The 13,231-nt window shown below is 65.8% G+C and carries 9 protein-coding genes; 7 read left to right on the forward strand and 2 right to left on the reverse strand.

What is annotated here, in order from left to right:
- Positions 1 to 56: 56 nt before the first annotated feature.
- On the reverse strand, positions 57 to 1,019 hold the full coding sequence (locus tag AB0K60_RS12280) for a threonine/serine dehydratase (protein ID WP_364052184.1): 963 nt from the start codon (positions 1,017 to 1,019) through the stop codon (positions 57 to 59).
- 317 nt (positions 1,020 to 1,336) lie between these two features.
- Between AB0K60_RS12280 and AB0K60_RS12285 the strand changes: the two genes are divergently transcribed.
- Together AB0K60_RS12285 and AB0K60_RS12290 are read left to right on the forward strand one after the other, a co-directional pair.
- Positions 1,337 to 2,119 (forward strand): hypothetical protein, encoded by a 783-nt coding sequence (locus AB0K60_RS12285; RefSeq protein ID WP_364052187.1) that lies wholly within the window; start codon positions 1,337 to 1,339, stop codon positions 2,117 to 2,119.
- 75 nt (positions 2,120 to 2,194) lie between these two features.
- Positions 2,195 to 2,821, forward strand: a complete 627-nt coding sequence (locus AB0K60_RS12290; protein WP_364052190.1) for a YbaK/EbsC family protein — start codon at positions 2,195 to 2,197, stop codon at positions 2,819 to 2,821.
- Here the strand turns inward: AB0K60_RS12290 and AB0K60_RS12295 are convergent.
- Positions 2,762 to 5,323, reverse strand: coding sequence for a tetratricopeptide repeat protein (locus AB0K60_RS12295; protein WP_364052193.1), 2,562 nt, complete (start codon positions 5,321 to 5,323; stop codon positions 2,762 to 2,764). The two genes, AB0K60_RS12290 and AB0K60_RS12295, sit on opposite strands and share 60 nt — an antisense overlap.
- A 1,072-nt stretch (positions 5,324 to 6,395) precedes the next feature.
- Here AB0K60_RS12295 and AB0K60_RS12300 point away from each other — a divergent pair.
- From AB0K60_RS12300 to AB0K60_RS12320, 5 genes are all read left to right on the forward strand, one after another.
- Entirely contained in the window at positions 6,396 to 8,000 is a 1,605-nt protein-coding gene (locus AB0K60_RS12300; protein WP_364052196.1) for a hypothetical protein, read from the forward strand.
- Positions 7,987 to 8,775: a hypothetical protein gene (locus tag AB0K60_RS12305; protein ID WP_364052199.1), complete on the forward strand. Its 789-nt coding sequence runs from the start codon at positions 7,987 to 7,989 to the stop codon at positions 8,773 to 8,775. The genes AB0K60_RS12300 and AB0K60_RS12305 overlap by 14 nt, the downstream gene beginning before the upstream one ends.
- A complete protein-coding gene (locus tag AB0K60_RS12310) occupies positions 8,776 to 10,869 on the forward strand; it encodes an Hsp70 family protein (protein ID WP_364052202.1) in 2,094 nt (697 codons plus the stop codon).
- A gap of 180 nt (positions 10,870 to 11,049) precedes the next feature.
- Positions 11,050 to 11,334: a histone-like nucleoid-structuring protein Lsr2 gene (locus tag AB0K60_RS12315; RefSeq protein ID WP_364052205.1), complete on the forward strand. Its 285-nt coding sequence runs from the start codon at positions 11,050 to 11,052 to the stop codon at positions 11,332 to 11,334.
- Positions 11,335 to 11,462: 128 nt separating this feature from the next.
- Positions 11,463 to 13,139, forward strand: coding sequence for an MFS transporter (locus tag AB0K60_RS12320; protein ID WP_364052208.1), 1,677 nt, complete (start codon positions 11,463 to 11,465; stop codon positions 13,137 to 13,139).
- The last annotated feature ends 92 nt before the right edge of the window (positions 13,140 to 13,231 follow it).

The raw sequence follows: 13,231 nt of genomic DNA on the forward strand, positions 1-13,231 counted from the left end.
GCGCGGGGCGCTCATGTGTCCGCGAGCGGTACGCGGCGGTCGCGTGTGCCGGTCGCTCAACCGGCCAGGTCGGAGGGGTCGGTGTTGGCGCCGCAGATGACGACGGCGACGCGTTCGTCCCGCTCCGGCTTGTACGCGCCGCTGAGCAGGGCCGCCATGGCCGACGCGGCGCCGTGCTCCACGGCGATCCGGCAGTCGTCCCACAGGAATCTGCGGGCTTCGCGGATCGCGTCCTCGCTGACGAGGAGCGACTCCGAGCGGGTTTCGACGGCGACCTGGTAGCCGAGGTCGCCGATCAGGGTGGCGCCCAGTGAGTCGGCGGCCACGCCGGATACCGCGACGTCCACGGGGCCTCCCTTGGCGAGGGCGGTGTTGAGCGTCGGAGCGCACTCCGGTTCGACGGCGACGACGCGGGCGTGGCCCTGCACGGCGGTCGCGACGCCCGCGAACAGGCCGCCGCCGCCCACGGCGAGAAGAATCGTTTCGACGCCCTCGATCTGTTCCAGGAGTTCGAGTCCCAGCGTGCCCTGTCCGGCGCAAATTTCGGGCTGGTCGTAGGCGTGGCAGAAGAGCGCCCCGGTCTTCTCGCATTCGCGGGCCGCCGCCCGGTACGCGTCGTCGTAAATGCGCCCGACCTGCACGACATCTGCGCCGAGTTTACGCAGTTTCGCGACCTTCACCGGCGGGGCGGTCTCGGGAACGAAGACCCGGGCCTGGACTCCGATTCGCGCCGCCGCATAGGCCACTCCGAGACCCGCGTTTCCTCCGGAGGCGGCGATGACCCCCGTCTCGGGCAGCCGGTTCTCCTCCATCGCCTTCAGGATTCTGTTGAAGGCGCCGCGTGGTTTGAACGAGCCCGTGTGCTGCATCTGCTCAAGCTTCAGCCACACCGATCCCCGCGACGTCGGTTTTTCGCGTCCCAGTTCGATGACCGGCGTCTTTCGGACTCGGCCGTGGATGCGCTCCGCCGCGGATAGAACGTCTGCCAGTGAAATCATCATGTGGCGATCTTTCCACATCGACAATGGCGCCGCTCGGATGAGTGTGGTCGGCACGGCGGCCCATGTGGCAAGGCTACTGCGACATTGGGCAGACCGTAAGACATCCCGCGACTCTGCCCGGCGACCCTGACCACAAGCGGCACAAAGCTCTCATATTGCAACAAATCGCCAACACCCCGCGAAGTGCTCCCGGAGTCCATTGGACACCTGCGGAGCCACCGATATAGGCGATCAGTTATCAGCATAAAAGGGGACCGGAACGACTCTGGATTATCATACGACATTCACTTAAACTCAGGTCGGCCGTCGCCCCTCCTTCAGTCGATAGGAGAACGATGACGCGTTTTCGGTCGATGAATATTGACACGTTGGACCGGCTGAGCCGCGATGGTCTCGTCGCCCTCGCCCATGACGAGGTCGGAGCCCTTCGCGTCCCGAACTTCTTCGGCGACGAGTTCTGCATGCGGTCCCTGACGGTCGCCCAGCGGCACCTCACCCGGTACGACCCCAAGAATTATCCCGTCTTCGCCTACAAAGTCGGTCCCGCACTCAACGAGTACCGCGCGCCCGGCGGCGGCATCGCGGACCGGTACTGGACGGAGGCCGAGCGCGCCAGACGCCTGTGGGACGCCGAGCCTTATCTAGCGGATATGCGTACCGAATGTCACAAGGGTTTGGCGGAGGCGTGGGACGGGCCCGTGATTCCGGCCTCGTGCTCCGGCAGAAATCTATTCTGGGGAATCATTCGGGAGATCAGCAAGGGGACCTTGATCCATTGGGACGACGTCACCAGGGAGCTGGGAGGTTCCGGCGTGGAGCCCGCACCCCGCTACCAGTTGGCGTTGAACGTGTTCCTCTCGGTTCCGGCGATCGACGGCGAGGCGATCGTCTGGCCGCAGAAATGGACTCCATCCGACGAGCGCCACCGGTTGAGTTTCGGATACCGGCCGGAGGTCATCACCGTCACGGATAAGTGCAGCATAAACGCTTCGGTCGGTGACGCCATCGTCTTCAACTCTAAAAACTATCATACGGTCCAACCCGGACTCGGAGGACGCCGGATATGTTTCTCCACCTTTATCGGTTTAACGGACAAGGAGTTGATCTTGTGGTCTTAGGCGATAAGTCGATCGCTTCCAGGACCATTCAGGCAGTTACTCGTTCGCCCATGGGGCGCGGTATAGCATCCCGTCATGAACGAGTCACTTAGCTTCGTTCAGGCCCTCAGCCGGCCTGACCTGCTCGCCACCCCCGTACGACTCGCCCTTGAGCGCTGGAGCGGCGCTTCCTGGTTCGACCGGGTCCAGGTGGCGGAGATAGATCCCGCGGCGGCGAGCGGCTTGGACCTGTGCAGGCGGTACGGTCTCGACCCCGCATCCGGAGGAAATTGCCTGATAGTCGAGGCCCGGCGCGGAAAGCAATCGCGACCGGCCGCGTGCCTCGTCCCACCGGGCACCAAGGCCGACCTGAATGGACTGGTACGCAGGCATCTGAACGCCCGTCAGGTGACAATGCTCGACCGAGAACGGGCCATCACGGACAGCGGGATGGAGTATGGCAGCATCACCGTGATCGGGTTGCCGTCGGAATGGCCGGTGCTGGTCGACGCCTCACTCAGTGATCTGCCCGACCTCATCATCGGCAGTGGACGGCTGCGGTCAAAGCTGAAACTTCCCGCGAATGCCCTTCTCGACATGACCGGCGCCGCGGTTCTCGTGGGACTGGGACGGCCACAGGCGGCCGACACGGCTCACCACTCGTCACCGATGGTCGAAAGACGTCGGCCGGTCTATCCCGTGCCGATACCGGAAAGTATCTGACGTACCTCCAGCGCCTCGGGCACCCCGAGGCGCTGAAATAGTTTGAGGGCCTGGGCGAGGGTCTCCCGGGCCTCCACCCGTTCTTCCCCTCCCCAGGTGCGCCCGACCGAGCCCGTCAAGGGCCCGGGCCTCCTCATAGACGGACCCCGTCTGTCGCGCCAGAATACGCCCGCGAGTCGAGTGCTTCTCGGCGCTTTCGTGCCTGCCCATCCTGACGTAGAGATAGCCGAAATTGTTGTAGACGATGTTTTCGAGCTGCCTGTCCCCCACTCTGATCGCAAGCTGGAGGGCGTGCGTCAGATAGGCCTCGGCCTCATCGAGCACGTTCATTCTTTCGAAGGTGAAGCCGATGTTGTTCATGGTCCTGGCCTGACCGTGCAGGTCCATCAGGTCGGTGCGGATGCGGAGCGCGGGCCCGAAACACCGCAGCGCCTCCTTGTAGTCGGCCTTACGCCAGTACACGGCGCCCAGGCTGTGGAGGGTCTTCGCCTGTCCCGCGAGGTCACCGAGCTCGTGCCGGATGTCCAGCGCGTCCTGAAGCACCTGTAGCGACTTGGCGTACTCGCCGGTGCGTTCATAGGTGAAACCGATCCAGTCGAGTGCTCGGGCCTCCCCGGAGGCGTCCTCGATGGATCTGTACAGTCGCAGCGCCCCCTCGAAGTCCTCGAGCGCCTCCGCGAAGGAGCCCAAGTGCCATTTCGCCTCGCCGAGGTGCTCGCCGACGACCGCCCGCGTCGCGGGGTCGCCCGCGTCGTGCGCGATCCGCAGCGCCCTCATGTGCAGGTCGGCGGCCTCCTTGATATAGCCCCTGAGGATCAGGAATCCCGCGATCGCGGTGGCGATCTGGCAGACGGCCGGCGGGATCACCTCTTCGGCCTGGCGCGCGGCCGCGAAGATGTTGAGGCGCTCGGTCTCCAGCCATTTCAGCGCGGACTCTCTGCTCTCGAAGGTCATCGCGGACGGCGGTACGACGCCGTCAGGAATGCGGGAAAGCCGCTCGCCGATGTGGGCGTCGGCCGCACACGTCCCGCCGAGGTAGTAGGAGATCAGTCTGCTCGTCGCGGCCCGGCAGGCCGCCGGGTCGGATTCGGCCGCGATGCTCCGGGCGAAATCCTTCAGCAGGTCATGGAATTGGTGGCGTTCGGGACTGGGTTGCTCCAGGAGGTTGTGGTCGTGGAGGAGTTCCAGCACCTCCTCCGCGAGGTCGCGATCGACGTCCAGCAGGGCCGCCGCCGCGTCCGCCGAGAACGACGGCCCCTCGTGCAGGCCCAGCATGGCGAACATCGACCGCTGCCGGGCGGTGAGCCCCCGGTAGGACAGTTCGAAGGCCGCGTCCAGCGCGATGTCCTCGTTGCGCAGCAGGGCGGATCGCGATCTCGCCGTGCTCAGCTTCCTGGCGAAGGAGGCGACCGTCCATCCGGGTCGGTGCCGGAGCCGGTTTCCCGCCAACTGGATCGCGAGCGGCAGCCGGCCGCACAGGTCGGCGACCCACCGCATCGCGTCGGGCTCCCGCCGGGCACGGTCCCCGCCGATGATGTCGGCGAGAAGCGCCACGGCGTCGTCCATGCTCAGGCACGGAAGCGACAGGGACCTGGCGTGTCCCAGGCCGGTCAGCTGCTTGCGGCTGGTGATGAGCACCCGGCACGTGGCCGAGCCGGGGAGGAGGGGATGCACCTGCTCGTGGCCAGAGGCGTTGTCCAGCACGATCAGCGCGCGTCTGGTGGACATCACCGACCGCCAGAGCGCGACGCGTCCGTCCACATCCTGCGGGATGGCCTGGTCCGGAACCTCCGCCAGGCGCAGCAGCGTGCCCAATGCCTCACCCGGTTCCAGGGGTGGCTGCCCGGCGGTGTAGCCGTGGAGGTCGATGAAAAGGCAGCCATCCGGATAATCCGCCTTGATCCTGTGCGCCACATGTACGGCCAAGGCCGTCTTCCCGATGCCCGCCATCCCGTTGACGGCGTTGATGACCAGAATGTCCTGCCGCCCCGGACCTCTGCCCTGGGCGAGGATCTCGCTGACCTCTTGCCGCCGGCCCACGATGGCGACGTCACGGGGCAGGCTGTTCGCGGCCGGACCCGGCGTGGCGGACGAGGAGGCGGCACCGCCGCCGATCGCCGCGACCACGTGATCGGATGGGGGCCGGGACCCTCGTTCGGCCGCCGGCAGCGACGCCCTGGCCTTCCGTACGACGTCGTGGCGTAGCTCACGGAGCTCGGCCACCATGGCGGCGGCGCTCTCGGCGGTGATCCGCTGCAGATGCCCTAGGTACACGTCTCGAAACTCGGGGAGGCTCCAGACCTCGTCGGCGATACAGCGCAGGAAATGCGCGAACGCGTCCTCCGCTCGGTTCCGGGGAACGCCGTCGCCGATCATCGCAAGGAAGTGCTCACGGAACCACAGGTGCTCGCCTCCGGCCGCCATGTCCCCCACTCGATTGACGATGGCCTGCAGCGACGCCAGGACCGTCTCGTGGGACCATACGCCGTCTTCCAGCGACAACCTCTCCGTAATCTCCGCATCGATGTGCGCATATTCACGTTGGAATCTCGCGATTCCGGCGCGCACCGCGTTTTCGAAGCTCGCCCGGAATCGGCCGTCGCTCTTCAGCCTGCGGATTCTCCTGGCCGCCTTGCCGCCCCTCAGCTTTTCAGCGCCTCGCGCCATCATCTCGAGGGCGGAATCCGTGATCCTCACCCTTGCGTGTTCCGGCAGCAGAGAAAAGGGATCGATCACTTGTAGCGCCCTCTCGCAGTCAAGGAGAAGCCAGGCGAAGTCGCCCGATGCTCGAGCGACAATATGTCCGGACCCCAAGCCTTATTAGGGTCTCTGTCACGACTGCGGTTGTTCTTGGAGGGGCATGTCCACGGGGTGCCACGAAAAGACTACCCGCGTTTCGTCGGCGAGACACGGTCGACTCGTTCGCGTGCAGCGCTCCTCGACAGACGCGAGGATGACTTCGCGGCAGCAGGAGACTGGGCACCCCTTCGACGATTCTGCGGGACGTGGGCGGATCGTCCAGGTCGGGCCACAGGTCGGCCTGGTGAAGTTGTGTCCCGAGTTCACAGTATGTCATACTTGCTGTGGTCCGTTCCCGCTGCGGACCGCCGACCCGACCCTGCCGTAGGCGGCAAGGGAGATGTCATCCCACCCCCAGGTCGGCAATCAACGGAAGCCGACAGTCACTGGGCAATAACGAACAGATCTACATAAGCAGCCATTCAACCTTGAATCGTGATATGGCATGTGGACCGTGCCATACGCTGCCTCCCGCGGCGGCGCATGTCCGCGATCGCGTCGTAAGAGGTTGCCGTCCGGCCTCGCCCCCTTACCCCCGTCAAGGAGGATCTCCATATGAGCGTGGCTTCCCGTACCCGCGACCCGATACCGGGCCGGGGCGCGTCCGGGTGATCGGCGAGGACGACCCGGTCCTGTGCCACCTGCATCGTCCCTGATCAGCACGTGCGCTCGTCTTATGATCATATGGTCGTGATACTCTCCCACCATTTCGAGCTGATATTGGCGTCATTTCGAGTGAGGTATTGCCCTGAACGCGTCGACTTCCCGAGCCGAGATGGTCGCGGCCTGGCGTCGGAAGCGGGAGGCGAGACTCGCGGCACGCCGAGGCGGCTCAGAGGAGACGGATCGTGTCGCCGAAGCGTGGGCAGAGCTGGGAATCTACGGCCAGGACTCGATCAGCCGGCTTCGCGAGGCGCTGCGGGCGCTGCTGGACGATCTCGACGAGCGAGGTGAGGACGCGCAGGTGATTCAGGTGGCCATCGAAGGGCCGCCCGAGCCGTCGGTTCCCGACGCCGTCACGACCGCCCTTGCCCGTATCCCTCCGGAACAGACCATCAGGCATCTCCACAGCTTGCTCCAGGCTGGTATGCCGTGGATCAGCGAGATCGGCGCACGTCGGGTCCAGTTTCTCGCATTCGAGCATCCACGTGCGGGGGAGGTTCGCCTCCCCGGCGACGACGTGCTGGACGGTACCGCTGAGTGGCGGCTCTATCTGGCGGCCCTCGGGCATCCCGCCAGGGTCCGGCCCGAGGAACTCCTGGAGGTGATCCCCGAGGTTCCCCTCCCGGTCATCGACGACTTGATTGATTTCGGCCTTCTGGGAAGGCACGATCGGCCATGGCGGCTTCGGCCGGACGCGCAGGAGCGCCTCTACCTGGCGGCTCGGCTCCATCCTCAGTCCATTGAGGCGACCGAGGCCGAGGCACTGGGATGGACGGAGCTGGAGCGCCGCTATGCCTTCCTCCAAGGCGACGACCTCGTGGGAGACGATCTCTACGCGCTTCTTGCCGCATGGTGGCGCGGCGAGCACGACATCGGGCTGCGATCCGCGCTGCCCGCGAACAAGCGGCCGCTGTTCGACGAGCTCTTGTTCGGCGTGCAAACAGGCCGCTGGCCCGATCACATCGTTTCCGACAAGGGACTGTGGGCACTGCTGGCCGCCAACTGGAGGCCGAGCAAGCCGATCAATGCGAAGATCAGCGAGTTTCACAGCCATCTGGCGCTGTTCCGCTGTTATCGCATGATCTTGTTCGGCGAGCCGGACAAGATCCGGCCGCAATTGGACCTGCTGCTGGTTGCCGCCAGGGGGCCAGGCCCTGACGGTGATCACCTGCTCCCGGAGATGCTCCGCGCGGAGATCCACAATATGGCCGCCTACCTCGCCCAGGGCACGAATGATCTCGGTCGTGGCATTCGGCTGCTTAAGGCGGTGCGCGAAGCGCATCCGGCGGTCGCCGAGAACCTGCGGATACTCAGGGAGCGCCAGGCCACTGTGGTCAACGACCGCGACCATTGGGAGAATCCCTATCTCATGCTGGGTGTGCCGCACGGCGACCCCAACTGGAAGGAGCAGTGGCGCAACCTACGCAAGGAGCACAACGCAGACACCGATCGGCGGGTCCTCATCAACGGGGCCAAGGCCCGTATCGAGCGGGCGGAGCTGCACGGAACATCGTTCTTCCAGCTCCCCCTTGATCCGAACTCCATCGTCCTTCCCAGGAATCGGTCCGCCGCACTACTTCCCGAGATCCGCCCGCTCGATCGCCGAACGTCCCCGAGCACGCCCTCCGACGTGCGCACACTGCGAGACCGTGCCATTCTCTCCGTGCTCGACGATCTCACCCCCGCGAAACGAGACGGCCAAAGTGAAACGCAATAAAGGGAACGGACCACGGCAAGAACCGGCTCGAGGGTCCTCCAACGGGGCTCAGCCCTGGAAGACGTCACGTCGTCCGGAAGAGGACCGGCGTGCCGGATCGGCTTACCCCTCGCATCGGCGCGGCGAGGAGACGGACGCGCAACTCGCGGCACTCACTGAGGAGCTACCCGAACGGCTACGAAAGGAGATCGGCGACGAGGTCGAGGCCCGGGTTCGCGGCTGTCTGCGGCAGGAGGTCCGACGCGAGATCGAGGATCAAGTCCGGCATGAGATCAAAGCGGAACTTCGCGCGGAGTACGAGAAGCGCCTCGACGAAGTGAGAAGGGAGCGGACGCGGCTCGACCCGACGAGACTCGCGACCGCGTTCTCCGATCGAACCATCGAACTCCTGCACCGCGAGGTCGCCGGTAAGGCACAGGTGCCCACAAGCCAGCAGATCGCCGTCACGATCAAGCAAGGTGTCCTGGATGCGCTGCGCAGCAGGCGCATGCATCTGGCGCAACTTGCCGAGATCGACCGTCTGATCGCGAGCGGCGAACTCAACGATCTTCCGCTCCTGTTGCGCGAATGGTTCACACGTGCGGGCCTCACCCAATCCCGTGACGCCGTCGGCCACCCGGAATACTTCACTGTGGTGAACGGGCCGGAGGAAGGCATCTATCTGCAGGTTATAGAGCCTGCCTACATCGATGAGGCGACCGGGCAGGTGATCCGCGCCGGCCGCCTCCGGCACGCTGACGAGCCAGAGATCGCAGACGACCTCTCGAACGAGTGAATGACGATGACGACCGGCATTGACTTTGGCACCACCAATTCTGTGATCGCCCAGTGGAACGGTGAGGACGTCGAGGTGCTTGCCCTCGACGGCGAGCATCTCGAAGACGAATGGTTCTACCCCTCATTCGAATGTTTGTTCCCCACCGTCATCGGCGAAAGCACCCATCGGCTGGGCACATTGTTCGGCTGGGAAGCGAAGCTACGGTCGAACAAGGTGGTCGAAGCATGTAAGCGCATGCTGCGCGACGACAGCCCCATCGCGTTGCGTGACGGCCGGATCTCCGCCACGGCCGCCGCTGCCGGCGTCTTCAAGGCGATGCGCGAAGGTGCCGAGAAGAACCTGACCACGATTGACAGCGCGGTCGTCACCGTCCCGGCGAACGCCAAGGGAAGCGCCCGTTACCGTACGCGGGCCGCCGCCCGCGCTGTCGGCTTGCAGGTCAAGGCATTGCTGAACGAGCCGACCGCTGCAGCCCTCTCCTATATGCATGACATCCAGGACGACGGCACGATCATGGTGTTCGACTGGGGCGGCGGCACCATCGACGTGACCATTCTGGAGCACAGGGACGGCCTTTTCGAGGAGCGGGCCTCGCGCGGAATCACTCAGCTCGGCGGCCTGGAGATCGACAAGAGGCTGCGCGAGCTTCTGATCCGGAAGATCGGCCGCCAACCCGAGCTGTCCGCCGACGAGGAGCGGCAGTTCGCCCTGGCCGTGGAACGGACAAAGATCCGTCTTTCCGCCGAGGAGACCGTGCTGACCCGGGTTCCAGGCGTGAGCCGCCTGATCGAGATCTCGCGGCAGGAGCTGGAGTCCGTCATCGGCGACCTCGTCGAAGAGGCCCTACAGCCCGCCCGCGCCTGCCTCAACGATCTCGGCCTCACCCCTGACGCCATATCCGATGTGCTGCTCATCGGCGGAACGAGCCAGATGCCGTGTGTCCGCCAGGCCGTGGAACGTTTGATGGACACCGAAACCGTGCCCGCCGAGATCTGTCATCCACTCACGGCAGTCGCCCGGGGCGCCGCCATCGCCGCCGCGATCCTCGACAACGAGGTCGACAGCTATCTGCAGGTGTCATCGATGTACGCCCTTGGCACGACGGTGAGTTCTACCGACGACACGGGTGCCAGCCGACTGGTCTTCAGCCAGATCATCAAACCCCGTTCACCGCTACCCGCCCGCGAGAAAAAGAACTACACCCCCAAGAAGGACCATCAGTCCAAGCTCAGCATCGAAATCTGGGAGGCAGACCCGGAGAAGCCACTCTCCGACCCGGAAAACTTTCACTTGACCACCCTGAACGTCGTCTACCCAGAGCCCCTGCTGCGAGACCAGGCCTCGTTCACCCTCCAGTACACCTACCAAGAGGACGGTCTTTTGCATGTGCGCGCGACACTCGACCGTGACGGCCAGGTCCTGGTCGACCAGGAGATCAGCGACTTCACGCAGGGAGGTACTTCCACCGCCGCCGAGATTCGTCGGCAGATGAGAGCGTTGGAAGGTTTGCCGCAAGCCGCTCCCGCTTCGCCTGCGAAGGGTCAGCGATCTGCCCCACCACGCTCTGCGCCGCCCCCGCCGACAACGCCTTTCAACGTCACCTTCTCGTCCCGCCCGGAACCAGCGAGCGCTCCCGCCGCCCCATGCTTCGTGGTAGACGGCTCGAACATCGCCTGGAACGGGCGAGACGTCAAGGCCGGCGATATTCCGAGCCTCGCTCAGTTGCTCGATGCCGTCGCCGCACTGAAGCAACAGCACCCGGGGGCGGAGGTCAATGTCATCGTGGACGCGAAACTCGCCCACCAACTCGCCCCGTCAGAACGTGCGGAACTCAAGAAACACATCCGCTCCGAACTGATCTCCGCCACCCCCGCAGGAACCATAGGCAAGGCCGACCGCATGGTGGTCGAACTGGCCGCCCGCAAACACGCCATCGTCGTAACCAACGACAACTACAAGGAACTTCAGGGGGAATTTCCCTGGCTGCGGGATCCCAGACGGGTGCTCGGTGCCGAAAACCCCGGCGGGGTTTGGATTTTCCTTGCCCGACAGCCCGTCCGACCAAGGTCGGCCCCAGGCGGCGGCCGTTGACCTCGATGAGGCTAACGAAGGTTTCGACCTGATCATCCCGCGCACGCTGCGCGATCACCTGGCCGCAGGGAACCGGCTCAAGCGGGGCCTGTTGCGTCCGGCCGCGCAGCGGACGGCAGAGCCGTACCTGGACAAGGCGGCCGGCGAGGTGTTCACGGACGGGCGGGCCGTACCGAGACCATGTGGAGTGCCGTTCCTCTCTCCTCGCAGGAGAATTGGGACGGTATCGACGATGACGTCAGCGAGGAAGAGGAGCGCTTCCCGTACAGCACCCCGGCTTGGTCGGGGGGCGACGGCATGGCGTCGGCTCGAACCGTCATGACGCCGGCCCGACCTGCGGCGGCCGCCTCGCAGAGCGCCGAGATACGCCAGTGGGCACGCCAGAACGGCTGGACGGTTCGCAGCCGCGGTCGGCTGCCTGAGGAAGTCATCGAGGCGTACAACCGGGCGAACCGAACCGACTGACGCAGGCCCGCCGCCCCTGGCGGCGATGATGCGGCCCAGGACCGCCCGGCGGACGGCTCGCGATCAGGCGGCCTGGCCGTGACCGGTCCGCAGTTCCTCGCGGGGGCACCCCTCGTGGGCGTCCCCTCGTGGGCGTCGTCTGTGCGCTGCTGTTCCCGCCGGCGGGCGGGCTGCCGGTACCGCCTGCGGCTGTCGTTCCCACCCGGTTCGACAAGCCGCTTAAGAACTCGCCGGTGATGACGGCCACTCGACGATTTCACTCACCCGTCCACAGCCGTCATTCGCACCATCTGAAAATGCCGTCAGGCCTGAAGCGAAATCGCTCAACTAGGGTGTGCCTCGTACCTGCGGCACGGCCGGATCCCGCTCATCCGTATTCACCGAATTCCTGCCGTGGCCGCGAAGTTCGAGCCTGGACCGGCCGCTTTTCACAGGAGTGCGTAATGACGGAATCGGCTGCAGGCGCATCGCCGACGGGACGGCACGCCACCGGCTCGCGCCGCGAGCTGGCCGCGGCGTCGGTCGGCACCGTCGTCGAGGCTTTCGACTGGTCCATCTACGCCGTGCTGGCGCCCTATTTCGCCCCCGCGATATTTCCGGTTGGGAACGAGGTCGCCCAACTGCTGGCCGCCTATCTCGTCTTCGCCGTCGGATTCCTCGCGCGCCCGCTGGGCGTGGTCATCATGGGCCGCGTGGCCGACCTGCGCGGGCGCAAGTTCGCGCTCATTCTCAGCGTCGGAATGATCGCGGCGTGTTCTCTGCTCATGGCGGCGGTTCCCACCGCCGAGCACATCGGGTGGGGGGCGGCGCTTCTCGTGGTCGTCCTGCGGTGCGTGCAGGGCATATCCCTCAGCGTCGAGCAGAACGCGGCGATCACCTATGCGGTGGAGACCGCGCTGCCCCGCAGGCGGTACCTCTCCGGCGCGGTCGTCGCGTCGGGCCTCTTCGTGGGCAACCTCCTCGTCTATGCGACCCTCGCCGTCCTGCTCCTCGTCTTCACCTCGGAGGGGACGACGGCGGGCGGCTGGCGACTCGGTTTCGTCGTGGCCGGGTTCTTCGGCCTCGTCGCCCTGTGGATCCGGTCCGGGGCCGAGGAGAGCGACGCCTTCCGGCGCGACTCATCCGGGGCCGGGCGCAAGCAGTGGCCGCTGCTGCGCGCGCATGTCCGCCCGCTGGTGGCGATATTCCTCATGACGACCGGCGTCGTCGCGGCGAACTATTTCTTCACGGTGTCGCTGCCGGTCTACCTCGACGACGTGGGAGCGGTTCCGAGAGAGACCTCGTCGGCGATGATGCCGGTCGTCCTCGGCGCCTTCATCGGCTTGACGATCGTGGCGGGCATGGTGGCGGATCGCGTGGGCGGGCTCTGGATGGCACGGCTCGGCGCGATCTGCGTGGCTGTGGCGGTCGTGCCGATCACGATGGCGATGGTGGCGGGGCGGCTGCCGTTCCTGCCGGGCATCCTGCTGTTCGTGGCGTTCTTCGCCATCGGGTTCAGTCCGACCGGGACGCTGGTGACGCAGTTGGTGCCCGTTTCCATCCGGGTCACCGGCGTCGGCATCGCCGGGACGCTCGCGGTCATCCTGGCCGGTGGCACTCTTCCGCTGGTCGTCCAGGCGCTGACGGCGGCCGGTCGTCAAACGTTCGTCCCCTGGTACATCGCCGCTCTCGCCGTGGTGAGCCTGGCGGGCGCCTTGATCGTGCGCTCGCGCGACCTCTATACGGAATCACCTCATGACGGGCCGGAGGGTACGACCGCCAAGAAGCACGGCACCGACCGGATCGTCGCCGACGTGAGGGAGTGAAAGCCAGGTCCCGGCCGGGGTCACGGGGGCGAACACGCCGACCGGGTGCCGCCTGTGTCATCGCGGCCGGGCGGCACCTGGACTGGGCGAGC

The organism is Thermopolyspora sp. NPDC052614 (assembly GCF_040678635.1).
Classification (GTDB): domain Bacteria; phylum Actinomycetota; class Actinomycetes; order Streptosporangiales; family Streptosporangiaceae; genus Thermopolyspora.